Source organism: Tritonibacter sp. SIMBA_163 (genome assembly GCF_046535935.1).
Lineage (GTDB): Bacteria > Pseudomonadota > Alphaproteobacteria > Rhodobacterales > Rhodobacteraceae > Epibacterium > Epibacterium scottomollicae.
The window spans coordinates 241,585-268,454 of the sequence record NZ_JAWJBP010000001.1 but is presented as its reverse complement, the minus strand read 5'-3'; the positions used below and the strand labels follow the sequence as shown (position 1 = coordinate 268,454).

Sequence of the window (26,870 nt, the reverse complement as noted above, 5' to 3'; positions counted from 1 at the left end):
GGCTCAAACCCCTACATAGCGTTCAGTGATGTCCGGGGTCAGCGCCGTCATGGCACCACTCCAGACGGTCTTGCCACGCTCCAGCATCACGGCGCGATCACAGACCTGTTCCAGCTCCGCCAGTGTCTTGTCGATCACCAGGATCGCCATATCGGTGTCCTGTTTCAGCCGGTTGATCGCAGACCAGATTTCCTGGCGGATGATCGGTGCGAGGCCTTCCGTGGCTTCGTCCAGGATCAGCAGGCGCGGGTTGGTCATCAGGGCGCGACCGATGGCGAGCATCTGTTGCTCACCGCCCGAGAGCGACGCCGAAAGCTGACTGTGACGTTCGCCCAAACGCGGGAAAAGCTGCGTCACCCGGCTCATGTCCCAGTCACCGGGCCGGCTGGTTGCGAGGAGGTTTTCCGCCACCGTGAGGTCGCGAAAACAGCGCCGTCCTTCAGGCACCAGACCAAGACCCAGACGTGCGGCCTTATGGCTGGGCAATGCGTGCAGGTTCTGACCCGCAAACTCCAGCGTGCCGCCCGCGGTGATCATGCGGCAGATCGCCTTGACCGTGGTGGATTTGCCCATGCCGTTGCGGCCCATAAGCGCCACCACCTCGCCCGGATTGATATCAAGGTCGACACCAAACAGGGCCTGGCTCACGCCGTAGGACGCGGTGAGGGATTTGACGGACAACAGGCTCATGCGCTTTCTCCCAAATAAGCTTCGCGCACGCGCGGATCGCTGCGGATCTGATCGACGCTGCCAGTGGCGATGACCTCGCCGTAGACCAGCACACTGATCCGGTCCGCGAGCGCAAAGACCGCGTCCATGTCATGTTCCACCAATAGGATAGGTGCCTCCTGGCGCAGGCTGTCGAGGAACCCGGTGAGGTTCTTGGACCCTTCGGCGCCAAGGCCCGCCATCGGTTCATCCATCACGAAGGCCTTTGGCGCGAGCGTCAGCGCCACGGCGACCTCCAGCTGGCGGCGCTGACCATGGCTCAGGTCGGCGCAGCGTTTCGTCATGTTCTCCGCGAGGCCAACCCGTTCCAGCGCCGCCTCGGCGCGGGTGCGCAAAGACCAGTCGCCAAGCGCTGCCGACCAGAACCGCCACGACCTGCCGCTGGCGCCCATTGCGCCGAGGATGGCGTTTTCCAGCACCGTGTCCTCCATCGCCAGCGCCGAGATCTGAAAGGTCCGCCCAAGCCCGGCCCGCGCCCTCTGATCGGTGCTGAGGCCAGTCACATCCTGACCCATCAGCTCTACGCGACCTGCATCCGGCGTAAGTGAGCCGCAAATCTGGCCGATCAGCGTGGATTTACCTGCCCCATTGGGACCAATGATGGCGTGAATTTCGCCGGGGCGCAGATCAATCGAGATGTCATTGCTGGCCTTCAGCGCGCCGAAGGATTTGGTGATGCCGTGAGTTGCAAGAATGGTCTCAGTCATGGGTCGCCTCCTTGCCTGCCACCAGCCCGGTGATGCCACCGCGCGCAAAGAGCACGACCGCCAGAAGGATCAGCCCGAGGAAGATGTGCCAGAACTCGGTGATGCCACCGAGGAAATGTTCCAGCGCCACAAAGGTCACAGCCCCCGCAACAGGCCCGAACAGCCGCCCCACCCCGCCGAGGATCACAAGGATCATGATCTCGCCCGAGAACTGCCAGCTGAACATCGTCGGACTGACAAAGCGGTTGAGATCGGCAAATAGCGCGCCAGCCAGACCGGTGATAACACCGGAGATGACAAAGGCCACCAGCTTCAGACGCATCGGGTCCATGCCCACGGCCTCCACCCGTGCGGGCACCTGACGCGCCGCGTTCAGCGCCAACCCAAAGGGCGAACGGCGCAGGCGGGCGGTGAAGATCAGCACCACAACGAGGATTGCGAGGCACAGCCCGTAGAACTGGATGGGAACAAGCGTGTTGAGGCCGGGAAAGTCGTTCCTGATGTAGATCGACATGCCATCTTCGCCGCCATAGGTGCTCCAGGAGATGGCGAAGTAGTAAAACATCTGACCAAAGGCGAGCGTGATCATGATGAAATAGGCCCCGGTGGTACGCAGCGACATCAATCCGATCAGGAAGGCCGCAACGGCCGAGACCACAACGGCCAGAAGCCAGATCACCGGCATGAACTTGGTGCCTTCGATCACCAGCGGCCATTCCATCAGCGGTGTATAGCTTTGGGCGTGATGGGCAAGGATGCCCATGGCGTAGCCGCCAATCCCGAAAAACACGGCGTGGCCAAGGCTCACCAGCCCGCCGATGCCCAGCGCGATGTTCAGGCCCGCCGCCGCAAGCGCAAGGATCACCGCACGGGTCGCCAGCGTGATCGTAAAGGGCTCATTCATCATCACCGCCCATGCAGGCACGGCAATGAGACCCAGCAGCAGGGCTGCGTTAAAGAGTGTTTCTCGGCTCATGCGCGTGCTCCGAACAGGCCAGAGGGACGCCAGATCAACACAAGGCTCATCAGGATGTAGATCGACATCGAGGCAATCGAGGATCCGGCAGAGGTTGCAGGGGCGGCGTCCATAAAGAGTTTCAGCACTTCGGGCAGGAAGATCCCGACCAATGTGTCTGTCAGCCCCACCAGCAATGCGCCGATAAACGCGCCCTTGATGGACCCAATCCCGCCGATCACGATCACCACGAAGGCAAGGATCAGCACCGGCTCGCCCATGCCCACCTGCACCGACTGGATTGCGCCCACCAATGCGCCAGCGAGACCGGCCAGAGCCGCCCCCAGCGCAAAGACCAGCGTGTAAAGTTTCGAGATATCGACGCCCAGCGCCGCGATCATCTCACGGTCGTTTTCACCTGCGCGGATCTGGATGCCGATACGTGTGCGCTCAATCAAGAGCCACAGGCCAAACGCCACCAGCAGCCCCACGCCAATCAGCGCCAAACGATACAAAGGGTACTGGATGCCGCCGGGCAAGGTCACCGGCCCAGACAAGGCATCGGGAATGTCCAGGAACAGCGGAAAAGACCCAAAGACCCAGCGTGTGCCCTCGGAAAAGATCAGAATGAGCGCAAAGGTCGCCAAGACCTGATCGAGATGGTCGCTGTCATAAAGCCTGCGGATCACCGCGACCTCGATCACAGCCCCCGCAAGGGCCGCTGCCGCAAGGGCCGCGACCAGCGCCAGCACAAACGACCCCGTGACGCCCGCCACAGCCGCCGCGGCAAAGGCCCCAACCATATAGAGCGAGCCATGGGCGAGGTTGATAAGCCCCATGACGCCAAAGATCAGCGTCAGCCCTGCCGCCATGAGAAAGAGCATGACGCCGGATTGCAGCCCGTTCAGCAACTGCTCGATGATAAGTATCGTTGACATATGTCTTCTTTCAGGTGTGTCCCGACCCGCAGAAGATGCGGGCCGGGCGCGCCTCACTTACATCTTGCACGCGTCCACATAGGCGTTTGCATGATCCTCAAGGGCGGTGCCGACGATCTTGTTGGTAAAGACGTCGCCTTCCTTGATGACCTCACGCACATAGACGTTCTGGATCGGGTGATTGTTGGCGGCAAAGGAGAACTCCCCCCGCACAGAGGCAAAATCCGCCTCCTTCAGGGCCGCAGCAAAGGCCGCGTCATCATTCACATCCGCCTTGTCGATGGCCGACAACAGCAGATTTGCAGTGTCATAGCCCTGCGCCGCGTAGATCGACGGCAGGCGGTCGTATTTCTGCTGGAAGGCCGCGACAAAAGCCGCGTTGGCCTCATTGTCCAGATCCTTTGACCATGTGGAGGAGTTCTTGACCCCTACAGCCGCCTCGCCCACCGCTTGCAGGATACCCTGATCAAAGCTGAAGGCCGGGCCAACCACGGGCAGATCCACGCCGCTGTCGGCATATTGCTTCAAGAAGGAAATCCCCATGCCGCCGGGCAGGAAGAAGAACACGCTGTCTGCGCCAGACGCGCGGATCTGCGCGATTTCAGCCGCGTAATCCGTCTGCCCCAGCTTGGTGTAGACCTCACCCGCCAGTTCGCCCTCGTAGAACCGCTTGAACCCGGTGAGGCTGTCGATACCCGCCGGATAGTTCGGGGCGAGAATGAAGGTGTTTTTGAACCCGGCTTGGGTTGCGTAAGCACCCGCACCTTCATGGAGGTTATCGTTCTGATAAGACACGGAGAAATAGTTGGAGTTGCAGCCCTTGCCCGCCAGTTGCGCAGGCGCAGCGTTGGTCGAAAGGTAGAACAGACCTTGCGCGGTGGCGGCAGGCACCACCGCCATGGCGAGGTTTGACCAGACGATACCGGTCAGCACGTCGACCTTTTCCGACTGGATCATCTTATCCGCGAGCTGCACCGCGATATCGGGCTTGCGCTGGTCGTCTTCGATGACCACCTCGACATCATCGCGGTTGGCACCTTCCATCGCCAGCATGAACCCATCGCGGGTGTCGATGCCGAGGCTCGCACCGCCGCCCGAAAGCGTGGTGATCATCCCGACTTTGACATCCGCCATCGCTCCGCCCGCGGCCAGCGCCGCGGCCGCTGTGGCCAACATTAGCTTCTTCATGATCAAACTCCCTGTTTTATGGTTGGTTTGTTGTTGATTATCGAAGCCGGAACCGCTGGATCTTGCCGGTCTGCGTCTTGGGCAGGCTGTCGGCAAAGATGATGCTGCGGGGATATTTGTAGGGGGCGATGGTCGCCTTCACATGGGTCTGCAAGTCTTTGATGAGCGCGTCTGAGGGCGTAAATTCCGCATTCAGCACCACATGGGCCTGCACGATATGGCCGCGCTCCTCATCGGGGGCACCGATCACTGCGCATTCAGACACGGCGTCATGCGCCAGCAATGCCGCCTCAACCTCGGGGCCTGCGATATTGTAGCCAGCCGAGACGATCATATCATCGTTACGCGCGGCAAAGTGGAAATAGCCCTCCGCGTCGCGGATAAAACTGTCGCCGGTGATGTTCCAGCCATCCGTGACATAGCCCGCCTGACGGTCGTCGTTCAGATAGCGGCACCCGGTCGGCCCACGCACCGCAAGGCGACCAACCTCGCCATCGGGCACCTCGCGGCCCTCGTCATCGACCACCTTCGCCTCATAGCCCCCCACGGGTTTGCCGGTGCAGGCCGGGCGGTGGTCATCAAAGCGGTTGGAGATGAAGATATGCAGCATCTCGGTCGCGCCGATCCCATCCAGCATCGGCTTGCCGGTCTTGGCCATCCAATCGTCGTAGACAGGTTTCGGCAGGGTCTCCCCGGCGGAGACGGCAGCACGCAAGCTGCTGAGATCCGCCCCCTCTTCCATTGCGGCGAGCATCACCCGATAGGCGGTCGGCGCGGTAAAGCACACGGTCGCGCGGTATTTCTCGATGATCTCGATCATATTGGGCGGGGTGGCCTGTTCCAAAAGCGTCGCGGTTGCCCCGAACCGTAGCGGGAAAATCGCCAATCCGCCAAGCCCGAAGGTAAAGGCAAGTGGCGGAGAGCCAACAAAAATATCCTCAGGCACCACATTCAGCACATCGCGCGCATAGCCATCGGCAATGATCAACAGATCGCGGTGGAAATGCATGGTCGCCTTAGGCTCTCCGGTCGACCCGGAGGTGAACCCCAGAAGTGCCACATCATCGCGCCCGGTCTGCACCGCCTCAAAGCGCACGGGCTTTTCCAGCGCCAGCCTGTCGAGTTCGGCGTCGTGGTTGGAGGTCCCGTCAAAGCCGACGACCCGCTCAAGCACGTCACACTGCGCTGCGCAGGTCTCCATCTCCTCCATCAGCCGGGTATCGCAGAGGGCAAACTGGATCTGTGCCTTCTCGACATATTTCTTCAGCTCTGCGGCGCGCAGCATCGGCATGGTGTTGACCACAACCGCGCCCGCCTTGGTCGCGGCCAGCCAGCAGGCCACCATCGCCGGATTATTGGCGGACCGGATCAGGATGCGGTTGCCCGGCTTGACGCCCAGATCCTCCACCAGCGCATGCGCCAGCCGGTTGGTCCAATCCGCAAGTTCCTTATAGGTGCGCTGGCGCCCGTTGCCGATCAGTGCGGTGCGGTCGCCAAAGCCCCGCTCTACCATGGCGTCCGTCAGTTCCACGCCCGCGTTCAGATGATCCGGGTAGTCAAACCCATCCAGCAGGAAATCCGGCCATTGCTCCAGCGGCGGCAGCGCGTCGCGGGTGAATGTGTCGGTATGTGCGGTTGCGCCCAGTTTCATGACTTGCCCTCCATCGCCATCATGGCTTGCCGCGCGATCACCACGCGCTGTACGTCACTGGCCCCTTCATAAATCCGCAAGGCTCTGATTTCGCGATAGAGTTTTTCGACCATCGCACCGGAACGCACGCCCTCGCCGCCAAAGAGCTGCACCGCCTTGTCGATCACAACCTGCGCCGCCTCGGTAGAGAACAGCTTGGCCATCGCCGCCTCGCGCGTGACCCGCGCAGCACCACTGTCCTTGGTCCATGCGGCGCGGTAGACCAATAGGGCCGCGGCATCCACATCCAGCGCCATATCGGCGATATGCCCCTGCACCATCTGCAAATCAAACAGCGGCGCGCCCTGCACGTGACGCTCTGTGACACGCACCAGAGCCTCGTCCAATGCGCGGCGCGCAAAACCCAGCGCCGCCGCCGCCACCGTGGAGCGGAACACATCCAGCACCGACATGGCGATGCGGAACCCCTGCCCCGGCGCGCCGATCATGGCGCTTGCGGGGATACGCACATCGGTGAACCGCAAGGTTGCCAGCGGGTGCGGCGCGATGGTCTCCAGCCGCTCCACCACCTCAAATCCAGCCAGATCCGGCGTCACGATAAAGGCCGACAGCCCCTTGGCCCCCGGCGCCTCACCCGTGCGGGCAATCAGCGTGTAGACATCGGCAATCCCGCCATTGGAGATCCAGGTCTTTTCACCATTGAGCACATAGTCATCGCCATCGCGCACCGCTGTCATGGTGGAGTTTGCCACATCCGACCCCGATTGCGGCTCAGTGAGTGCAAAGGCGGCGATCGCCGCACCGCTGCGGGTCTTGGGCAACCAGGCCGCCTTCTGCGCATCAGTCCCGAATAGCGAGATCGCCCCGGTGCCAAGCCCCTGCATGGCAAAGGCAAAATCCGCCAGCCCGTCGTGGCGCGCAAGGATCTCACGTGACAGACAGAGCTTGCGGACATCAAGGCTCTCACCGCTGTCGCACGCCCCAGTCGGTTGCAGGATACCTGCCCGCCCCAGATCGGCCACCAGCTTGCGACAGGCCGCATCGGTGTCACTGTGATCCACTTTGAGCCCAGCCGCCACCGCCTCGACCTGCGCCGCCCAGTCGCGGTGCTCTTGGTCAAAAAAGGGCCAATTTAGAAAACTCTGGTCCGCCACGTTATCATCCCCGTTGTTTTCATCTTTTTCCAAATACCTTCGCCGAAGGCGAAATCCGGCGCTCTCAGTCGCCTTCAAACACTGGTCGCTCTTTCGCGACAAAAGCCTCATAGGCGCGGCGGAAATCATTGCCCTGCATGCAGATCGCCTGCGCCTGCGCCTCGGCCTCGATCGCCTGTTCCAGGCTCATGGACCATTCCTGCGCCAGCATCGTCTTGGTCATGCCATTGGCAAAGGTCGGCCCCTGTGCAATGCGCTCCGCCATCTTCATGGCCTCGGCCTCCAGTGCCTCTGCCGCCACCAGACGGTTGAAAAACCCCCAGCGTTCGCCTTCCTCGGCGCCCAGCGACCGGCCCATATACAACAACTCAGCCGCGCGCCCCTGCCCGATGATGCGGGGCAGCATGGCGCAGGCGCCCATGTCACAGCCCGCCAGGCCCACGCGATTGAACAGAAAGGCCACCTTGGCCTCCGGAGCGGCAATGCGCAGATCGCTGGCCATGGCGATGATCGCCCCGGCCCCGGCGCAGATACCGTCAATCGCGGAAATAACCGGCTTGGTGCAGTTGATCATCGCCTTCACAAGATCCCCGGTCATGCGGGTGAAGGCCAAAAGCTCCTTCATGTTCATCTTTGTGAGCGGGCCAATGATGTCATGCACATCGCCGCCAGAGGAGAAATTCCCGCCATTGGGCACGATCACCACCGCATGCACCTCGTCCGAGTAGGGCAGCGCCCGGAACCAGTCGCGCAGCTCTGCGTAGCTGTCGAAGGTCAGCGGGTTCTTGCGCTCGGGACGATTAAGCGAAATGCGGGCGATGCCGCCCTCAATGGTGCAATTGAAATGCGTTGTCTCATGCAGGCTCATGTCGGGGTATCCTTGGAAGTCTCACTGGAGGTCGCGGGCTGGATATGGTCCAGCAGCGCGCTCATCTCATGGATGTCATCGGCGCCAAGGCCGGCCATCATCTCGTTGATCCAGGCCTCGTGTTCGCCCGCAAGCCGGGCAAACTCCGCCTCGCCCGCCGGGGTCAGCCGGGCCACCTGCGCGCGCCGATCCCCGGGCACCGCGACGCGCAGTGCAAGCCCGTCTTCGGTCAGCCGGTCGACAATGCCGGTTACATTGCCGTTGGAGACCCGCAGGAACTGCGACAGCTGGCTCATCTTCAACCCGTCCGGATTGCGCGACAGGGCCGACATCACGTCGAACCGTGGCAGCGTTGTATTGTGGCGATCACGCAGACGGCGGCGCAGCGCGGCCTCAATACTGCCGGACGTCTTCAGCAGTTTCAGCCACAGGCGCAGACGGGCCTTCGAGGAGGCCTCTGCGGGCAAGGTTTCCGGTTTGGCGCTGCTCATATTTCGCCCCCCGTCAGGGCCAAGGCATGGCCGTTGACCGAGGCCGCGCCGCTCGACGCCAACCACAGCGCCGCATCGGCCACTTCTTCCGGCTGTACAAAACGCCCCTGCGGATTGTCCGCCTTGAGCGCGCCGGCCGCGTCCTCGGTGCTCATGCCCGTCTTGGCGCGGATATTGTCGATGCTGCGTTGAAGCATCGGCGTTTCCACAAAGCCCGGACAGATCGCATTCACGGTGATGCCGGTGCGGGCGAGTTCCTTGGCCAAACCACGGGTCAGACCGACCACCGCATGTTTTGCCGCACAATAGGCGCTGACATAAGGGTAGCCTTTGAGCCCCGCGGTCGAGGCCACGGCGATCATCCGGCCGCGCCCTGCCTCTTTCATGCCCGGCAGCACCGCCTGCCAGAGGTTCACCACGCCGTTGAGGTTCACCGCCATCATCGCGTTGAGCATTTCCGGCTGCATCTTGGCGAAAGGCACGCTCTCTGCGGCCCCCGCGTTGGCCAAGGCCACGGTGACGGGACCGCGCGCAGCGGCGGCGCGCGCCACGGCGGAGGTAACGCTTGCCGCGTCGGTGACATCGCAGATCTCATAGGGAAGCCCCTGTTCGATCAGGGTCTTCTCCGTTCGCCCGATCAGGGTCACGGTGGCCCCCGCTGCGGCAAAGGCCTGCGCGCAGGCGGCGCCGACACCGGTGCCGCCACCGGTGATCAGGACATGCTCTTGGCTCAGATCATTGCTCATGCGCGCAAGCTCTCCGCTTCTTTGTCCGCCAGCCGCCAGCTTTGGTCACGGCCCGGCTGATAGGGCAGCGGCCAGTCAGGGGCTGCGCGGTCGCCAATCTTGGTGCCTTCACGCAGGGTCCAGTAGGGATCGGCCAGATGCGGGCGGCCCACGGCCACCAGATCAGCCCGGCCCGCCATCAGGATCGAGTTGGCGTGGTCGGCCTCAAAGATATTGCCCACCGCCATGGTACAGATGCCCGCCTCGTTGCGGATCTGGTCCGAGAACGGCGTCTGGAACATGCGGCCATAGACCGGCTTTGCATCGGTGGTGGTCTGACCGGCGGAGACGTCGATCAGGTCGGCGCCCGCCTCCCAGAAGGCGCGGGCAATCTGCACCGCGTCATCCGGGGTGACGCCATCCTCGCCCACCCAGTCATTGGCGGAGATGCGCACCGACATCGGTTTGCCGTCGGGCCAGACCGCGCGCATGGCGGCAAAGACCTCCAGCGGATAGCGCAGACGGTTTTCAAGACTGCCGCCATACGCATCGCCGCGCTGGTTGGAGACCGGCGACAGGAAGGAGGAGATCAGATAGCCATGGGCCGCGTGCAGCTCGATCATGTCGAACCCAGCACGATCCGCCATCTCAGCAGCGCTCACGAACTGGTCGCGAACCTCGTCCATCTCGGCGCGGGTGATTTCGCGCGGGGTGGCGTTCTGGCCCGACCATGGAATGGCGGAGGCGCTGACGGTATCCCAATTGCCGTCCGGCAAGGGCGCATCCATCTCGTCCCAGCCGAGCTGAGTGGAGCCCTTGCGCCCCGAATGGCCGATCTGGCAGCAGACCTTGGCATCGGTCTCGGCATGTACAAAATCGGTGAGACGGGACCAAGCGGCCTCATGTTCCGGTGCATAAAGGCCCGGACAGCCGGGTGTGATACGCCCCTCTGGCGAAACGCAGGTCATTTCCGTGTAGACCAGCCCGGCGCCACCTTTGGCCCGCTCGCCATAGTGAACCAGATGCCAGTCAGTCGGGCAGCCGTCCACGGCTTTGTACTGTGCCATGGGAGAGACGACGATGCGGCTCTTGAGGTCCATGTCGCGCAGGCGGAAGGGCGCAAACATCGGCGCGCGCAGCGGTGCATCCTCGGGCGCACCGGCCTGGGTCATGAACCAGCGTTCCGCGCCTTCGAGCCAGTCCTTGTCGCGGGCACGCAGGTTTTCGTGGCTGATGCGCTGGCTGCGGGTCAGCATGGAATAATTGAGCTGCACCGGGTCCAGATCGAGGTAGCGTTCGACCCGCTCGAACCATTCCATCGAGTTGCGCGCCGCCGATTGCAGGCGCAGCACCTCAAGGCGGCGCTGATCCTCATAGTCGTCAAAGGCGCTTTGCAGATCCGGTTTCTCCTGCAGCAGTTCAGCCAGAGAAATGGCAGACTCCAGCGCCAGCTTGGTCCCTGATCCGATCGAGAAATGCGCCGTCGCCGCCGCATCGCCCATCAGCACCACATTCTCGTGGCTCCATTTTTCGCACAGAACCCGCGGGAACCGGATCCAGGCCGAGCCGCGAATGTGGTTGGCGTTGGTCATCAGTGCATGGCCGCCCAGATGATCCTTGAAGATCTCTTCGCAGACCTTGATGCTTTCCTGCTGGTTCATGGAGGCAAAACCAAAGGCGTCAAAGGTCTCTTGCGTACATTCCACGATGAAGGTCGCGGTGTCGTCGTCAAACTGGTAGGCATGCGCCCAGACCCAGCCGTGCTCGGTTTCCTCAAAGATGAAGGTGAAGGCATCTTTGAAGGTCTGACGTGTCCCGAGCCAGACAAAGTTGCACAGGCGCGTGTCGACATCCGGCTTGAACGTATCGGAGTAGAGGCTGCGGGTGCTGGAGTTCAGCCCGTCGCTGGCAACCACCAGATCATAGTCCTGACGCAAGGCCTCCGCGCTCGGCACATTGGTCTCAAACTGCAGATTGACGCCCAGTTCACGCGCCCGTTCCTGCAACAGGATCAGCAGCTGCTTGCGCCCGATGCCGCAGAACCCATGGCCAGAGGACACCTGCCGCGTGCCCTTGAAGAGCAGCGCAACGTCGTCCCAATAGGCAAAATGCGCGCGGATCGTTTCGGCGCTTTTGGCATCGTTGGCTGCAAGGTTGTCGAGCGTTTCATCCGACAAGACCACGCCCCAGCCGAAGGTATCATCGGCGCGATTCCGTTCGATCACGGTGATGTCGTGACCGGGGTCGCGCAGCTTCATCGAGATCGCGAAGTACAGGCCAGCCGGGCCGCCTCCCAGACATGCAATGCGCATATGATCCTCATCCCCATTAGATTATTGTCAGGTCAAAGGCTCTCCGCATTCCAAAACAATTTCAAGCTTAAAATTTCCATTTCTGAAGCTTCTCTGCGGCAGCATGAGACATACCAAGGCCTCTTGCGCTCAATACAAGGATTGCAAGGTAATGTTTTGATACCATAATTTAGGGGATTGCCCAACCGGCGGACAGTTGGCACGCGGCCTCTCTGAATGAACCGCCTGGCGATGCATTCAGAGAGCTTGCATGAGAAACGGGCAAACGCAGCAACGCGTTCGCCCGTCTGAGTCGCTCAATGTTGACGGTTTTCTCCGCAACGACTGCGGTTACCAGACACCGGTTTCCGCAAGCATCGGCCATGAACTCACAAGCGGCGCAGGGCCCGGCAAGGCGTGTTCGCAGTACCAGATTTCTTCGGGTTGCACGTCCACGATCCGCTCCGCGCCCTTGAACCCCGAAACCCGGTCGGGATGCCAATCGACCGTGGCCAAGCCGGTGACAAAGATCCCCGCACCACTGCTGAATTCGGGGATAAACAGCCCCACGCGGCCGTCAGCCTCGATATTGCCAAGCGTGTTGAAGAAACGATTGCCCGAAAAATCCGGAAACGACAGCGAACTGTCGGCATTGATGGTCAGAAACCCAGGCCGCCCGCCCCGATGCGAGGCGTCGATGCCATCGGTCGGATTGTCCGACATCTCCGCCGCGCGGGAGGCGATGAAGAAGGTATCGGCCCGCGCCACCAAGGCGCGGCTGCGTGCGTCCCAATCGGCCAGTGCCGTGGCCTCCGGCGCAGGCGGATTGGCGGGCCAGAGCAGATCGCGGGTCTGGATATACTGCGGACAGTTGCCGAAACTCAGGTCGACTGCGATCTCAAACCCTTCGCCATTCACTGCATGAATGGTGCCATTCATCCGGTTGCGGCGGCGGCTCGACAGCTCCATGCCAACAACGCCAACCTTTGCCCCGGGACGCACATCAAGCCAAAGGCTTTCCCCCAACTGAGGGCGCGCGCCCACCGACAAATGACCGGGATCACGCGAACGCAGGAACCCGACTTCGCCAACTGCGGGCGTGGCCCAGACCTGCCCGCGTGCATCCAGCAAGCCAAGGAACAGCACCGGCAGGCTCTCGAAGAAATCGCGATGCTGTTGCGGCATTTCATGTCGGATGGCGTGGGCAACCCTGTCGCGATAGCTTACGGGCACCCCGGCACGGTGCTGCAGCGCCAGCTCGCCGGTATGAAAGACTTGTATCGCACGGGTCATGGCTGATCTCCCTTCTGTGCTGGTTTCTACGTGGGATCGCGCGCCGTCTCAGGCCGGTTCCGGAACCGGCGAGGCCACCATGGGCACGAACCCCGGCAGGGCCGCAACGCGTTCAATCCACGCGCGCACCAGCGGATAGCAGTCAAGGCTGACGCCCCCCTCAGGCGCGTGGGCGATGTATGCGTAGCTTGCCACATCGGCGATGGTGGGCCTGTCCCCAACCAAGTAGTCCCGTCCCGCAATCAACCCTTCCATTTGGCTGAGAAAATCATGCGAGACCTCGCGCGCCGCCTCGGTCTCTGGCGTATCGCCGGCGCCAATGAGGGTGCGCCACCGTGCCCGCGAGGGGCCCGTCGCCACATGCGACACCGTGAGCGAGAGCCAGCGCTGCACCTCTGCGGCATCCTTGGGCGTTGTCGGCAGCCAGTCGGTCTCCGCGCCATAGGACTGCACCAGATAGACGAGGATCGCATTGGAATCCGCAATCAATGTGCCGTTGTCATCAATCACCGGCACCTGACCGAACAGATTGAGTTCAAGAAACTCCGGCGCTTTATGTGCGCCCTTCAGCAGGTCGACCTCAATCAGCTCATACGGCAGGTCCAGGATCGACAGCATCATCTCCACCCGGTGGCAGTGACCAGACAGCGGGTGGCGGTAGAATTTGATCGGGGCGGCGTTGGCGGGGAAATCGGGGTTCATCTTGGTCTCCTTGCAAGAAGTCATAGGCCGAGGTCGCTCAGGCCCGGGTGGTCGTCGGGGCGACGGCCCAGTGGCCAATGGAATTTGCGATCTGCTTCAGTGATCGGATGTTCGTTGATGGAGGCATGGCGCTCTTCCATCAGGCCGTTTTCATCAAACTGCCAGTTCTCGTTGCCATAGGCGCGGAACCAATGGCCGCTGTCGTCGCGATATTCATAGGCGTAGCGCACCGCGATCCGGTTGCCGTCAAAGGCCCAAAGCTCTTTGATCAGCCGATACTCCAGTTCGCGTGCCCATTTGCGGGTCAGGAAGGCCTCGATCTCGGTCCGGCCGACGGGAAACTCGGCCCGATTGCGCCAGCGGCTGTCGGGCGTATAGGCCAGAGTCACCTTGGCCGCGTCCCGGCTGTTCCAGCCATCCTCGGCAAGGCGCACTTTCTCGATTGCGCTTTCACGGGTGAAGGGCGGCAGCGGTGGGCGGGGCGTGAGGGTCATTTTCGTCTCCAGTTGTGGCGCGGTGGTCAGCGCCTCTGGTGACAGAGATAAATCACCCCGTTGCGTAAAATAATACAGCGTGTGAGAAAGAGATAATTTCAGGTTTCGATAGCAATCAGGGCAGATCCATGGACCGCGTTCAAAGCATGCAGGTATTTGTCGCCGTGGCGGAAGAAGAGGGCTTTGCCGCAGGGGCCCGCCGGGCTGGCCTGAGTGCGCCATCGGCGACGCGGGCGATCAACGGGCTGGAGGCACAACTGGGGACGCGGCTTTTCACCCGCACCACCCGGCGTTTGCATCTGACGGATGTGGGACGGCGCTATCTGGACGACGTGCGCCACATCCTGACCTCCTTGCAGGCCGCCGATGATGCGGCGCGCGGGGCGGCTAGCGCGCCTGTTGGGCTGCTGCGGCTGACCTGCCCCAATGAGTTCGGGCGCATCTATATCCTGCCGATCCTGCTGGATTATCTGAATGAGTACCCGGAGATGCGGGCCGATCTGGTGCTCTTGGATCGCGTGGTGAATATCGTCGAAGAGGGGTTTGATGTGGCCCTGCGGATCGGGCATCTGCCGTCCTCGACGCTGTCAGCGGTCAAAGTCGGTGCCGTGCGGCGGGTGGTCTGCACCGCGCCCGCATATCTGGACAAATACGGCACCCCAACGACCCCGGCGGACCTTAGCGCGCATCGGATTGTCGCGATCAGTGCGGTCTCATCGGCGACGGAATGGAGGTTTGGCACCGACCAACAACAGGTCGTACGTATCACGCCACAGCTCTGTGTCAGCACTGTTGCGGCCGGGCTGGACGCGGCGCGGGCGGGCTGGGGCATCTGCCGAATGCTGTCCTATCAGGCCGGGCGCGATGTGGCGGCGGGGCGCCTTGCGTGTCTACTGGAGGACTATGAGCCTGAGAGCATGCCGATCCATCTGGTTCACACGGAAGGGCGGCGCGCACCGGCCAAGGTGCGCAGCTTTATTGATTTTGCTCGCGACCGGCTGCGCGCGGACCCGGTGCTTCAGGCCTTGTCGTCCAGCAACGGATGCGGCGGCTGATCTCTTAGAAATCCAGCCCCAGATCGACCGTGCGCGCCGAATGCGTAAGCGCCCCCGAGGAAATATAGTTCACACCCGTGGCCGCAATCGCCGCCACCGTGTCGCGTTTTACGTTGCCGCTGGCCTCCAGCGCCAGACGTCCGGCGTTGATCTCCACTGCCTCGCGCAGCTGATCCGGCGTCATATTGTCCAAGAGCACAACGGAGGCACCGCCGACTTCTAGAACCTCGCGCAACTGATCCAGCGTGTCCACTTCGATTTCCACCGCCATCATATGGCTGGCATGCGCCTTGGTGGCGTCCAACACGGCACGAATACCGCCCGCAGCAGCGATGTGGTTGTCCTTGATGAGGATCGCATCCGAGAGCGAATAGCGGTGATTGAAGCCACCGCCATGCAGCACTGCGAGTTTTTCCACCATGCGCAGGCCAGGCGTGGTCTTGCGGGTGCAGGTGACGCGCGCCTCGGTGCCGCGCGTCTCAGCCACCATCGCCGCTGTCAGGGTTGCGATCCCAGTCAGACGGCCCGCAAAGTTCAGCGCCACACGTTCGCCCATCAGGATCGAGGCTGCCTTTCCCTCGATCTCCATCAGCACATCGCCGGGCTGACAAGCGGCCCCATCTGCAACCAGGGTTTTCACCCGCAGGTTTGCATCGACCAACCGGAACGCCAGCGCCGCCACCTGCATGCCGGAGACCACGGCCTCTTCGCGGGCGCGCAGGCGGGCGGAATAGGTCACATCGTCCGGGATCACCGTGCGGGTGGTCACATCGCCATAAGAGCCGAGGTCCTCCATCAGGGCGGATTTGACCAGGGGCTCGAGGATCAGGTCAGGCAAAGTGGCAAAGCTCATGAGGACTCCGGGTGGGGTAAAGGCGCTTCAAGCAAGCTGTCGCGCAGCGTCTTGGCCGCATCCCAGGTCAGACGGGAGCGGTGCGCGAGCGCGGGCAAGGTTTCGGGGAAATCAGACCGCTCATGCGCGCCACGGCTTTCTTCGCGCAGCAATGCGGCGGCGGCGATCATGGTGGCGGCAGTGCAGATGTTTTGAAAGCTCTCGCAGGTGGGCTGTTTGGCGCAAAGGGCCGCAATCTCGCGCAGTGCTGTGCGCAGCCCATCCGCGTTGCGCACAACACCAACATTGCGGGTCATGCATTGGCGCAGGGATGCCACAAGCGCGGGATCAGCGCCCTCGCCGCCGGGGCTCAACTCAAGATCAACCGGCGTGGCCTCGTGGGTTACCCTCTGCGCTCGTGCAATATCTTCCGCCGCGCGACGGGCATAGACCAGCGCCTCCAAGAGACCATTGGAGGCCAGACGATTGGCGCCATGCAGCCCCGTCGAGGCACATTCGCCACAGGCCCAGAGGCCGGGCAGCGAGCTGCGCCCGTCCAGATCGGTGGCAATGCCGCCCATATGGTAATGCGCGGCGGCGGCCACCGGGATCGGCTCCTGCGTGGGGTCGATTCCATTGCGCGCGCAGGCACTGCTGACCGCCGGGAACAGCGTGGTGATGTCCGCGCCGATTGCAGCCCGCGTATCCAGAAGTGGGCGCTTGCCCGCCTGCGACTGCGCAAAGATCGCCCGCGCGACCACATCGCGCGGCGCAAGCTCCGCGTCGGGATGTTCGTCCAGCATGAACCGCACGCCGGCGGCATTCACAAGGATCGCGCCCTCACCGCGCAACGCCTCGGTGGCCAGCGGGGCCGGGTCCTCGCCCACATCCATCGCCGTGGGGTGGAACTGTACGAATTCCGCATCAGCGATCTCGGCACCGGCGCGGGCGGCCATACCAAGCGCCTGCCCTCGGATGCGTGGAGGGTTGGTGGTGATCGCATATAGCCCGGCGCTGCCGCCGCCAGCCATCAAGACAGCACTGCCGCGCAGTAGCACCGCGGCTGATCCTTCTGGCGCTGAAGAGGTCAAGCGCACGCCGCTAACGGTGCCATCGCGAACCTCCAGCCCTTCGGCCAACACCCCTTCGATCACCTGGATCGAGGGCGTCGCGCGGACCCGTTCGATGAGGGCGCGCATGATCTCGGCCCCGGCCTGATCGCCCTTGACCCGCACCACGCGGGCAAAACTATGCGCCGCCTCGCGCGACATCACGTAGCCGCCGTCCTCGGTGCGATCAAAAGGCGCGCCAAGCGTGGTGAGATCGAGGATATGCTCGCGTGCCTCACGGGTGACCAATGCGGCGACCTCCGCATCCACAGTGCCAGCACCGGCGCGGGTGGTATCAATGGCATGCGCCTCGGGACTGTCGCCCGCATCCATCGCGGCAGCTACACCACCCTGCGCCCAAGCCGAGCTTGCCCCCTGCCCCAACGGATCAGGCGAGATCATCACCACTGGACGCGGTGCCAGCGTCAATGCCGCGTAAAGCGCCCCCAGCCCGGCGCCGATGATGACGATGCGATCGCTGTGGACTGCTTCCAAGCCCTCCATGCGCCTCTCAGATGCCCAGCTTGCGCGACAGGTCGATCATCGCCTGTACCGCGTGGCGGGCCTTTTCGGCCATGACCGGCTCGACCTCGACCTGACCCTCCATGGAGTGCAGCGACCAGAGCACCTTCTCTAGCGTGATCTTCTTCATGAAGGGGCACATGTTGCAGGGGCCGACAAACTCGACCTCAGGCAGCTCGTCGGCGATGTTGGACGCCATCGAACATTCGGTGATCAGCAGTGCCTTTTCCGGCTTTTCCTCGGTGACATATTTCAGGATGCCGCTGGTGGAGCCGGAGAAATCGGCCTCTGCCACCACATCCGGCGGGCACTCCGGGTGAGCGATCAGCCGGGTGCCCGGGTTCCATTCGCGGAAGTCTCGCAGATCCTGAGCAGAGTACTGCTCGTGTACGATGCAGGAACCTTCCCACCAGACCACCTTCTTGTGCGGCACATCTCGGGCCACGTTCTGCGCCAGATACTGATCCGGCGTCATGATGACCGTGTCGCTCTCCATCGCGCCGACGATCTGCGCCGCATTGGAGGAGGTGCAGCAGATGTCGGAGGCGGCTTTCACCTCGGCGGTGGTGTTCACATAGGTGACCACCGGCGCGCCGGGATAGCGCCGGCGCATCTCCTCGACCCCTTCGGCGGTGATCGACTCCGCGAGGCTGCAGCCGGCTTCCATGTCGGGGATCAGCACCGTCTTTGAGGGGCTGAGGATCTTCGACGTCTCGGCCATGAAATGCACGCCGCATTGCACGATCACATCGGCCTCCACCTCGGTGGCCTTGATCGCCAGCTGCAGGCTATCACCGACAAAATCGGAGATCCCGTGATAGATCTCCGGCGTCATGTAATTATGGCCGAGGATCACAGCATTGCGTTTCGCCTTCAGCTCGTTGATCGCCTTGACATAGGGCGCATAGAGCACCCAGTCGACGGGCGAGACAACGCGGGACATGCTCTGATAGATATCAGACATGGACTCGGCGAGTTCGGGGTTCGGAGTGAGATCGTAGTGCTGGGACAATTCGTTCCGCAGCACGGGAATATCGAGCGACATGGCTGGGTTTTCCCCTCGTCTGGTCGCGGGCCGCCTGCAGACCGTGGCGGCACCGAAAAGGAGGACGCCGCACGCCAGGAGCATACGCGTCCAATCAGGCCTCGCAGGTCGCAGCGCGAGTATGTGCGACCGTGCATAGCGTCAGGGGCAGTGGCGTGCAAGCGTCACACCCCGTACCGATACACCTGACGTCACATTTCCGTCATACCCATGGACGCGGCGGCGCGGATCGCGCAATCAGAGCAAGACTGCGATGGCTCCGACACCCGTGTTCAGCCATTCTTGCCCCACGTTTGTCTCAGAAGAGGACTGTCATGAAACGCATGTTGTCACTTGCCCTTGCCTTGGCTCCGCTGACGGCCTTGGCCACCCCGGACCCGACGGACTGGGATGCCGTTGTTGCGCAGGCTGAGGGACAGATCGTGCACTGGCATGCGTGGGGAGGCTCCACCGCGACCAATGACTTCATCAGCTGGGTCGGAACGCGCCTGGCCGAGGACTATGACGTTACCCTGACCCATGTGAAACTGGAAAACACCGCTGATGCTGTCACCCGTGTTTTGACGGAGAAATCCGCTGGACAGGACACGGACGGCGCGGTGGATCTGATCTGGATCAATGGCGCGAATTTTGCGGCGATGAAGGACGCAGACCTGCTGTTCGGCCCCTATGCCGAAGCGCTGCCGAACTGGAAATTCGCCGATACCGATGGCAAGACCCTGCAACATGACTTCACCGTGGCGACCGAAGGGTACGAGTCCCCCTGGGCGATGGCGCAAGTGGTGTTCATGCACGATACGGCCGACCTGCCCGAGCGCCTTGGCTCGATGCCGGAGCTTTTGGATTGGGCGCGCGCGCATCCCGGCCGCTTCACCTATCCGCAACCGCCGGATTTCCTAGGCACCACCTTCCTGAAACAGGCCCTGGTGGATCTGAGCACGGACCCGAAGGCCCTATCGCAGCCCGTGAGCGAGGAAACCTACACCGAAGTGACTGCCCCGCTGTGGGAGTTCCTCGAGGAGCTGACGCCGCTGTTGTGGCGTGAGGGACGGGCCTATCCGCAGAGCGGACCTCGCCAGCTGCAACTGATGAACGATGATGAAATCGACCTGGCGATTTCCTTCAGCCCCGGCGAGGCCAGCACGGCCATCGCCAATTTCCAGCTGCCGGAAAGCGTGCGCACCTTTGTTTTGGACAAGGGCACCATCGGCAATGCGTCCTTCGTGGCGATCCCCTACAACTCTGACTCTAAAGCGGCGGCCATGGTGGTGGCAAACTTTCTGATGTCGCCCGAAGCTCAACTCAAGGCGCAGGATCCGGCGGTTCTGGGCTACGGCACCGTGCTTGATATCAATGCCCTCTCGGTCCAGGATCGCGCCGCCTTCCGTACGCTGGACCTGGGTGTCGCCACCCTCTCGCCCGAAGATCTTGGCGTTGTGCAGGCCGAACCGCACCCAAGCTGGATGACCCGGATCGCAGAAGACTGGGTGGCCCGCTACGGTGTCGGCAACTGATGCCGCACCGGACCTGACCTTACAATGCGCCTGCCTCCTGCCCTGCCGCTGCTGACGATCCTTGCCCTTCTGGGCCCGGTCGCGGCAGGTCTCTGGGGGACCTTTAGCGCTGGATTTGGTCACTTTCCGGTCGCTGGCCTGAACGGCCCATCCCTCGCGCCTTTCCAAACCCTCTGGGCCTGGCCCGGATTGCAGACCTCGGTCCGCCTCAGCCTGGCAACCGGCATCTTGGCAACTGTGGTCTCCTTGGCGATCACCGTGCTTTTGCTGGCAGGCTGGACCGGAACGCGCCCCTTTCGGGCGCTCCTGCGCATGCTCTCACCGCTGCTTTCGGTGCCACACGCTGCCGCCGCCTTTGGCCTTCTATTCCTGATCCAACCCTCCGGCTGGTTGGTGCGGGCGGTCAGCCCCTGGCTGAGTGGATGGGATCGCCCGCCCGACGTGCTGCTGGTGCAGGACCCACTGGGGCTGGCCCTGATGATCGGACTGGTGGTGAAGGAAGTGCCGTTCCTGCTGCTGATCAGCCTGGCGGCTCTGGGTCAAATCGACAGCACCGGACGCATGCAGGTGGCAACCGCGCTGGGCTACGGACGCATTCGGGGCTGGATACTGGGTGTCTTTCCGGCGCTCTATGCCCGCATCCGGCTGCCGGTCTACGTGGTGCTGGCCTATTCGATGTCCGTCGTCGATGTTGCCGTCATCCTCGGTCCCAATACGCCGCCCTCGCTGTCGGTACAGATCGTCCGCTGGATGGCCGAGCCCGATCTTGTTCAGCGCACCACCGCCTCCGCGGCTGCGATCCTGCAGTTGGGACTGGTCGTTCTAGCCCTGCTGCTGTGGCGCGGAGCCGAGCAGATGATTGCGATCACCGCCCGCCGCATCGCCTATTCCGGCGCACGCGGGCAACGTGAAGCTGGCCTGCGCGTGATCGGCCTCAGCTTCGGGACACTCTCGGTCGGTGCAGTGTTGGCCGGGCTTGCCGGGCTTCTGGTTTGGTCGTTTGCCGCCCGGTGGAGCTTTCCCGATGTGCTTCCCGACGGGCTGAGCCTGCGCAACTGGCAACGCAATGGCCCAACCGCATGGCAGACCCTCGGGACCACTTTCGTCATTGCCCTTGCAGCGACGCTATCGGGGTTGGTCCTGACACTCGGCTGCCTGGAAACCGAAGAGCGACACCATTGGCGCCTGACAGAAAAAGGCCTGTGGCTCCTGTATTTACCGCTGTTGATCCCGCAAACGGCCTTTCTGCCGGGCATGCAGACCCTGCTCCTGCAGATCGGAGTGGACCGCTCCCTCTGGGCGGTGGTTCTGGCGCATATGGTGTTTGTACTGCCCTATCTTCGGCTGTCGCTCGAAGGTCCGTACAAAGCATGGGATGCCCGTCAGGGTACAATCGCCGCAGCCATGGGCGCCTCGGCCAACCGCATATTCTTCAGACTGCGGCTGCCGATCCTGCTGGCCCCACTGCTGACCGCTTTTGCTGTGGGCATGGCCGTGTCAGTCGGGCAATATCTGCCGACACTGCTTGTCGGCGGAGGCCGTGTGCAGACCCTGACAACCGAGGCCGTGGCGCTGGCGGCCGGCGGGGATCGACGCGCCATCGGGGTCTATGGCTTGCTGCAGACTGCGGCGGCCCTGCTGCCTTTTATGATGGCGGTGATTCTGCCACCACTCATTTGGCGCAACCGAAAGGGGCTGCAGCATGGATGACGGACTTCGGTTAACGGACCTGCGGATCCTGCGGGGTGCTGCGCCCATGTTGGCGCTGGACCTGCATGTGCCACCGGCGGCCATCGTCAGCCTCATGGGGCCGTCAGGCGTGGGAAAGTCCACGCTGCTTGCGGCGATTACGGGCCAATTGTCGGCGGATTTTACGCTCAGTGGCGATATCCAGCTGAACGGGCGTCACCTGCGCCCCCTGCCCGCGCAGCTGCGTCGCGTCGGCATCCTCTATCAGGATCACCTGCTGTTTCCGCATCTCAGTGTCGGGGGCAATCTGGCGTTCGGCCTATCGCCTGAAGTTCCACGAAAACAGCGCCGCGCTCGGGTCGAGGCTGCCTTGCACGATATTGGTCTCGACGGCTATCACGACCGCGATCCAGAGACGCTTTCAGGCGGCCAGAAGGCGCGGGTTGCGATGATGCGCATGCTGCTTTCAAACCCGGACCTGCTGCTGCTGGACGAGCCTTTTTCGCGACTCGACAAGACGCTACGGGACCAGATGCGCCAACTGGTCTTCGCCTTCGCCCGAGATCGTGATCTGCCAGTGCTGCTTGTCACCCATGACGCGGAAGATGCGCAGGCCGCTGGTGGCCCAGTTATCCAACTGACGTAGATCAACCGATAGGCGACGGTCAAAGACCAAATTCAGCCCAGCGTCTCATGATTTTGATTTTGAGAAAGTAGAATGTTTTCAACATCGTCTGTTGAAAATGGTGCGGTCGAGAAGACTCGAACTTCCACGGGTGTTACCCCACAGCGACCTCAACGCTGCGCGTCTACCAATTCCGCCACGACCGCACTGTCTATGACTTGGTGAAGGGGCGTATAAAACAGCCCCCCAGGGATGTGAAGAGGGAAAACACAAATTTCGCGAGTTTTCTTCTCTCTCAACAAAAATGCTCCGGCGCGCGGCACCGGAGCATTCCTAACACGTTGAAGCAGGGGCTTATTCTCAGTTGTTGCTGCCAAAGGTCGGCAACGCCGCACCACCGCTCGACGCCTGAACCGGTTTGGGCAAGCCAGGTTGCGTCAGACCCGTCGATGCGGCCTTTACCAGCGCCACCCGCTCCGGTTGGCCGGGCGCAAATACCGGCTCGGCGCCGCTTTCCAAGGCGGTCACAGCAGCCTGATACCAGCCCTGCGCGCGATTGAAATCGACCGAAGAGCCGAAACCAAGCGCCAGATGGTGACCAATCAGCTCCGCATAGGGTTGCTGACCAAGGCCGACCAACAACAGGCTTGCGCCAAGGGCCACATCCATATTGTCGCGACGGTAGCCGGAGAACAGACAGATCTGAGCGGTGTTCTTCAACTGCTCGACCGACATGTTCGACTGCAGAACAAACTTCTGCATGCTCGCCGCCACGGCAGAGCTGTCGCCGCTGGACAGCTGCGCCACATAGGGCTTCAGCGCGGGACCAAACTGATCACATTGCGCATCCACCTGCGCCGAGGTCACCCCCTGCAGGGAGGCCACAAGTGTCTCGCCATTGTTGATGGCATAGGACCGGGCCAGGCAGAACTGTTCACCCAAAGCCAATTCCGGGTCGGTGATGCTGGACACGGTCATATAACCGCCATTGGAGCTGGTCAGCAGGCTGACCTTGCTGCAGTGGCTGGTCAGCGAGGCCACCGGTGCGGCGGGCGTCGCGAACAGTTGGATGCCACTGAGGCCGCTCTGGCTGCCGCCGGAGGCCAGCACCGTACCACCCTGCGGGACCGGTGCGGTTGGGACCGGCTGCGGTGCAGGTGCCGCGGCAAGCGTCGTGCCTTGGGCCTCGGTGCGATCACACTCGCCACGGGTACAGGTGAAATCTGCGGTGGTGATGTTGCCCGCGGTGAAGTCATTCCGCTCATAGCCCTGCGGCGTGGAGGCAAAGACCATCACGGTACAGGACGCGCCGCCGCTGTTGCACCAATAGGGGATCCCGGCGGCCGACGTGTCGATCAGGTAGTCGTTGCGACCATCGTCGTTCAGGTCCGCCAGCTGCATGAACCCGGTGCGCTGCAACAGCTGGTCGCCGGTTGGGTCCCCGGCGGCGGCGATCTCATCAACCGCATTGGAAACCTCGATCGGCAGGCCCGCGTAGCCGAATCCCCCACTATTGCCAGCCGGTGCCCCGTGCCAGACCTTGAGGATCGAACGAATGCCCTGCGGGCTCTGCATCGCTTTGGCGACCTGCGTGCCCCCGGTCAGTGCCCGGTTGTAGGATGTCACAAGATAGTCGCGCTCATACTGGGTCAGGTTGCCGCTTTGCGGGAACCCCATGAACATCTGATACTGTCGCGTCGCCTCGCGAGAACGACGGCCCAGGACGCCATCCGGTGTGCCCGCCGAAAAACCAAAGTAATTCAGGGCAGTTTGGGTTTCTCGGTTGTGCGCGCGCGTCGCGCTGCTGACCGAGGACGAACGCACGACTGTGCGCCTTTTGTTCTTGTTGACCTCATTGACGATGACGCCCCCAAGCAGGCCGCCGACCAGCGCCGCGCCAAGGTTGTCTGCCACAGCGGGGGCCGCTGCAGTGGTTGTCAGGAGTGAAGCCGCAGTAATGGCTCGCAGGAAACTGGATCTCATGGAATAATACCTCGCAAACAACCCCAAGGGCACTTATGTGGAAACCAGAATACCACATACTTTGCTCTTTTCGAGTCGGGTATTTTCAGCAAGACAAAGAAAAGATGAATGAGGAGCGGACAAGATGGTCCAGTGGATAACCTCGGACGCGCAGGTGTCATACGAAGAGGCAACCGCGTTCATGGAAGCGCGCGCCGAGGCGATCGCCCGTGGCGAGGCGGAGGAATGCATCTGGTTGCTCGAACATCCGCCGCTTTATACCGCTGGCACCTCGGCCCGGATCGAGGATCTGACCGACCCTGACCGCTTTCCCGTGCACACCACCAAGCGCGGCGGCCAGTACACCTATCACGGCCCCGGCCAGCGGGTGATCTATGTGATGCTGAACGTCGCCGAACGCGGCAAGGACGTGCGCTGTTTCGTGCGCCAGCTGGAACGCTGGGTGATCCTGGCGCTGGAGGAATTCAACGTCACAGGCCACATCCGCGATGGCCGGGTTGGTGTCTGGGTGGAACGCCCGGACAAGCCGCTGAGTGCCAGCGGCAACGTGACTGAGGACAAGATCGCAGCCATCGGCATTCGCCTGCGCAAATGGGTCAGCTTTCACGGCATCTCGATCAACGTGGAGCCAGAGCTAAGCCATTTCGACGGCATTGTACCGTGCGGCATCACCGAGCATGGCGTCACCAGTCTGGTCGACCTTGGCCTGCCGGTCACAATGGACGATGTCGATGTGGCCCTGCGCCGGACGTTCGAGGTGGCCTTTGCAACCGACACCATGCCAACCTGCCCCGTCAACGCCAACGCCTGAGCAGATGCCCGGAGCGGCCTGTGCTACCGGGTCGTCGCCTGCCCCCGGTCTGATCGCTGGTCCGCGCGCTGGCCTGACTGCTGGCCTGAGCGGCTGAACCGCCACATGGCGATTGCGGCGAACACGGCCCCCGCCAACATCAGCCCAAGCCAGGGCGTGTCGGCGAAGAAGGTATTGGAAAATCGCCGCCCCGGCAGGAAAATCAACACCATCGGCACGCCGAGACCACCGGTCGCCAGATTGCGCAGCGCCCTGCGATGCGCCTCGACATCGCCCCGCCGGATCGCGCGGATCGCATGCCAAAGCGACCAGAGCGTCAGCACCGCCAACGCGTGCAGGGGGCTGAACCAGCCGGTGCCGGAAATATTGGAAATCCCAAAGGCCGACAGCGCCGTCACAGCCATGAACGTGACCCAAAAGTAGCCGCAGACCTTGTGCAGACGCCCCCGGCGTTGGCGCCAGAGCACCATCGGCGTCAGCGCCAGCGCGCTCAGCGCCGCGGTGACGTGGATCATCAGGACGGGAGGGGCATCGGAAAAGAGAGAAATACTTGCCAAAACGCGCAGCTTTCCTGTTTTCTGACCGCGCAGCGGCCAATAGGGTCCAAGACGATGGACCTGCCAGACAGGCCCACCCCCTCCCTGCCCGCGCAAGATAGCGATGGGCCATATTGCATTCGCAGACGGAGCCCGAACTTCGTGGAAAACAGCCCCTGGCAACTCGCGAAGCGTGAACTGCACGCGGTCCTGACCAATCGCAGCATATGGGTCGGCGCCACCGCCACCGGTCTTGTGCTCGGGTTCGCCGCCCCATTTGGCACCCATGACGATATCAGCCTATTGCCGCGCCTGATCTACTGGACGGTTGTGGTGCAGGTGACGCTGATGACGGGAACGCTGATCGCAAGCCTGCTCAACCCGGGCGCGGATCGCCTGCCGCACCACCGATGGCTCGGCATTGCCGGTGTGGGCGGCGTGATCGGCATCTGTGTTAGTGTGGAGGTTCTCGCCTTGAATTGGCTCAGCTTCGGCCTCTCCCCCTTCAGGCCCGCCTACACGGTATCGCTCACTGTGAACGCGCTGGCGATTTCGATCATCGTGAACCTCGCCGCGTCATGGCTGTCTCCGTCAGTTGGGACAGGCGACACGGGCAGCGAAGGGTCGACACCGAAGGACAGCACCGTGGAAGGGCCAGCCCTGCTCGCCCGCCTGCCCTTTGACAAGCGCGGAACACTGCTGTCGATGACAGTTCAGGATCATTACGTAGAGGTGACCACCACATCCGGCACCGAAATGCTCTTGATGCGCTTCAGCGATGCGATGCAGGAGGCCGGCGCCGGATTGCAGGTTCACCGATCACATTGGGTGGCCGAAAATGCGGTGGTCAAGGCCGAACGCAGCGGATCGGCGGCCCGGCTGACCACAGCAGACGGGCGCGACCTTCCGGTCTCACGCCGTTATCTGCCGGACCTGCGCAAGCGTGGGCTCTTGTCCTGATCC

The 26,870-nt window shown here is 62.6% G+C and carries 25 protein-coding genes and 1 tRNA gene; 6 read left to right on the top strand and 20 right to left on the bottom strand.

Going from position 1 to position 26,870, the window contains the following annotated elements:
- Nucleotides 1-3: 3 nt before the first annotated feature.
- The 14 genes from R0J92_RS01170 to R0J92_RS01105 form a co-directional block, all read right to left on the bottom strand.
- Nucleotides 4-690 (bottom strand): ABC transporter ATP-binding protein, encoded by a 687-nt coding sequence (locus R0J92_RS01170; RefSeq protein ID WP_411050442.1) that lies wholly within the window; start codon nt 688-690, stop codon nt 4-6.
- Nucleotides 687-1,436: an ABC transporter ATP-binding protein gene (locus tag R0J92_RS01165; protein ID WP_411050441.1), complete on the bottom strand. Its 750-nt coding sequence runs from the start codon at nt 1,434-1,436 to the stop codon at nt 687-689. The genes R0J92_RS01170 and R0J92_RS01165 overlap by 4 nt, the downstream gene beginning before the upstream one ends.
- Entirely contained in the window at nt 1,429-2,412 is a 984-nt protein-coding gene (locus tag R0J92_RS01160; protein WP_411050440.1) for a branched-chain amino acid ABC transporter permease, read from the bottom strand. The genes R0J92_RS01165 and R0J92_RS01160 overlap by 8 nt, the downstream gene beginning before the upstream one ends.
- A complete protein-coding gene (locus tag R0J92_RS01155) occupies nt 2,409-3,329 on the bottom strand; it encodes a branched-chain amino acid ABC transporter permease (RefSeq protein WP_411050439.1) in 921 nt (306 codons plus the stop codon). The genes R0J92_RS01160 and R0J92_RS01155 overlap by 4 nt, the downstream gene beginning before the upstream one ends.
- Before the next feature lie 57 nt (nt 3,330-3,386).
- Entirely contained in the window at nt 3,387-4,517 is a 1,131-nt protein-coding gene (locus tag R0J92_RS01150; RefSeq protein ID WP_317384087.1) for an ABC transporter substrate-binding protein, read from the bottom strand.
- Between the two features lie 37 nt (nt 4,518-4,554).
- Entirely contained in the window at nt 4,555-6,168 is a 1,614-nt protein-coding gene (locus R0J92_RS01145; protein WP_411050438.1) for a benzoate-CoA ligase family protein, read from the bottom strand.
- Nucleotides 6,165-7,322: an acyl-CoA dehydrogenase family protein gene (locus tag R0J92_RS01140; RefSeq protein WP_411050437.1), complete on the bottom strand. Its 1,158-nt coding sequence runs from the start codon at nt 7,320-7,322 to the stop codon at nt 6,165-6,167. The genes R0J92_RS01145 and R0J92_RS01140 overlap by 4 nt, the downstream gene beginning before the upstream one ends.
- A gap of 64 nt (nt 7,323-7,386) precedes the next feature.
- Complete coding sequence (locus R0J92_RS01135; RefSeq protein WP_411050436.1) at nt 7,387-8,190, bottom strand: enoyl-CoA hydratase family protein; 804 nt, start codon at nt 8,188-8,190, stop codon at nt 7,387-7,389.
- Nucleotides 8,187-8,681 carry a MarR family winged helix-turn-helix transcriptional regulator gene (locus tag R0J92_RS01130; RefSeq protein WP_411050435.1) on the bottom strand — a complete coding sequence of 165 codons (495 nt, stop codon included), beginning with the start codon at nt 8,679-8,681 and terminating at the stop codon, nt 8,187-8,189. The genes R0J92_RS01135 and R0J92_RS01130 overlap by 4 nt, the downstream gene beginning before the upstream one ends.
- Complete coding sequence (locus R0J92_RS01125; protein ID WP_411050434.1) at nt 8,678-9,427, bottom strand: SDR family NAD(P)-dependent oxidoreductase; 750 nt, start codon at nt 9,425-9,427, stop codon at nt 8,678-8,680. The genes R0J92_RS01130 and R0J92_RS01125 overlap by 4 nt, the downstream gene beginning before the upstream one ends.
- Nucleotides 9,424-11,718, bottom strand: a complete 2,295-nt coding sequence (locus tag R0J92_RS01120; RefSeq protein WP_411050433.1) for a bifunctional salicylyl-CoA 5-hydroxylase/oxidoreductase — start codon at nt 11,716-11,718, stop codon at nt 9,424-9,426. The genes R0J92_RS01125 and R0J92_RS01120 overlap by 4 nt, the downstream gene beginning before the upstream one ends.
- A gap of 330 nt (nt 11,719-12,048) precedes the next feature.
- Nucleotides 12,049-12,990, bottom strand: coding sequence for a pyridoxamine 5'-phosphate oxidase family protein (locus tag R0J92_RS01115; RefSeq protein ID WP_411050432.1), 942 nt, complete (start codon nt 12,988-12,990; stop codon nt 12,049-12,051).
- Nucleotides 12,991-13,038: 48 nt separating this feature from the next.
- Nucleotides 13,039-13,692, bottom strand: a complete 654-nt coding sequence (locus R0J92_RS01110; protein ID WP_411050431.1) for a glutathione S-transferase family protein — start codon at nt 13,690-13,692, stop codon at nt 13,039-13,041.
- 20 nt (nt 13,693-13,712) lie between these two features.
- Nucleotides 13,713-14,186 (bottom strand): nuclear transport factor 2 family protein, encoded by a 474-nt coding sequence (locus tag R0J92_RS01105; RefSeq protein WP_317384095.1) that lies wholly within the window; start codon nt 14,184-14,186, stop codon nt 13,713-13,715.
- 128 nt (nt 14,187-14,314) lie between these two features.
- Between R0J92_RS01105 and R0J92_RS01100 the strand changes: the two genes are divergently transcribed.
- A complete protein-coding gene (locus tag R0J92_RS01100; protein ID WP_317384096.1) occupies nt 14,315-15,241 on the top strand; it encodes a LysR family transcriptional regulator in 927 nt (308 codons plus the stop codon).
- 4 nt (nt 15,242-15,245) lie between these two features.
- Here the strand turns inward: R0J92_RS01100 and nadC are convergent, their stop codons facing one another.
- From nadC to nadA, 3 genes are read right to left on the bottom strand one after another with little or no spacing between them, the layout of a single operon-like run.
- Nucleotides 15,246-16,094, bottom strand: coding sequence for a carboxylating nicotinate-nucleotide diphosphorylase (gene nadC, locus R0J92_RS01095; protein WP_411050430.1), 849 nt, complete (start codon nt 16,092-16,094; stop codon nt 15,246-15,248).
- A complete protein-coding gene (locus R0J92_RS01090; RefSeq protein ID WP_411050429.1) occupies nt 16,091-17,677 on the bottom strand; it encodes an L-aspartate oxidase in 1,587 nt (528 codons plus the stop codon). The genes nadC and R0J92_RS01090 overlap by 4 nt, the downstream gene beginning before the upstream one ends.
- A gap of 16 nt (nt 17,678-17,693) precedes the next feature.
- Nucleotides 17,694-18,749, bottom strand: a complete 1,056-nt coding sequence (nadA, locus tag R0J92_RS01085) for a quinolinate synthase NadA (protein ID WP_411050428.1) — start codon at nt 18,747-18,749, stop codon at nt 17,694-17,696.
- A gap of 314 nt (nt 18,750-19,063) precedes the next feature.
- Between nadA and R0J92_RS01080 the strand changes: the two genes are divergently transcribed.
- Genes R0J92_RS01080 through R0J92_RS01070 form a run of 3 tightly spaced genes read left to right on the top strand, consistent with a single transcriptional unit; the run spans nt 19,064 to nt 22,598 of the window.
- Nucleotides 19,064-20,263, top strand: coding sequence for an ABC transporter substrate-binding protein (locus tag R0J92_RS01080; RefSeq protein ID WP_411050427.1), 1,200 nt, complete (start codon nt 19,064-19,066; stop codon nt 20,261-20,263).
- Between the two features lie 24 nt (nt 20,264-20,287).
- Nucleotides 20,288-21,973 (top strand): ABC transporter permease, encoded by a 1,686-nt coding sequence (locus tag R0J92_RS01075; RefSeq protein ID WP_411050426.1) that lies wholly within the window; start codon nt 20,288-20,290, stop codon nt 21,971-21,973.
- Entirely contained in the window at nt 21,966-22,598 is a 633-nt protein-coding gene (locus tag R0J92_RS01070; protein WP_411050425.1) for an ATP-binding cassette domain-containing protein, read from the top strand. Before R0J92_RS01075 ends, R0J92_RS01070 begins: the two co-directional genes overlap by 8 nt.
- A gap of 98 nt (nt 22,599-22,696) precedes the next feature.
- Here the strand turns inward: R0J92_RS01070 and R0J92_RS01065 are convergent.
- Both R0J92_RS01065 and R0J92_RS01060 read right to left on the bottom strand, forming a co-directional pair.
- A tRNA-Leu gene (locus tag R0J92_RS01065) sits at nt 22,697-22,783 on the bottom strand.
- A 154-nt stretch (nt 22,784-22,937) separates the two neighbouring features.
- Nucleotides 22,938-24,560, bottom strand: coding sequence for a peptidoglycan-binding domain-containing protein (locus tag R0J92_RS01060; protein ID WP_411050424.1), 1,623 nt, complete (start codon nt 24,558-24,560; stop codon nt 22,938-22,940).
- A gap of 124 nt (nt 24,561-24,684) precedes the next feature.
- Between R0J92_RS01060 and lipB the strand changes: the two genes are divergently transcribed.
- A complete protein-coding gene (gene lipB / locus R0J92_RS01055; RefSeq protein WP_411050423.1) occupies nt 24,685-25,371 on the top strand; it encodes a lipoyl(octanoyl) transferase LipB in 687 nt (228 codons plus the stop codon).
- A 23-nt stretch (nt 25,372-25,394) separates the two neighbouring features.
- Here lipB and R0J92_RS01050 read toward each other — a convergent pair whose 3' ends face one another.
- Nucleotides 25,395-25,886: a DUF2306 domain-containing protein gene (locus R0J92_RS01050; protein ID WP_411050422.1), complete on the bottom strand. Its 492-nt coding sequence runs from the start codon at nt 25,884-25,886 to the stop codon at nt 25,395-25,397.
- Between the two features lie 183 nt (nt 25,887-26,069).
- On the opposite strand from R0J92_RS01050, the gene R0J92_RS01045 reads away from it, so the two are divergent.
- A complete protein-coding gene (locus tag R0J92_RS01045) occupies nt 26,070-26,867 on the top strand; it encodes a LytTR family DNA-binding domain-containing protein (RefSeq protein ID WP_411050421.1) in 798 nt (265 codons plus the stop codon).
- Nucleotides 26,868-26,870: the final 3 nt, after the last annotated feature.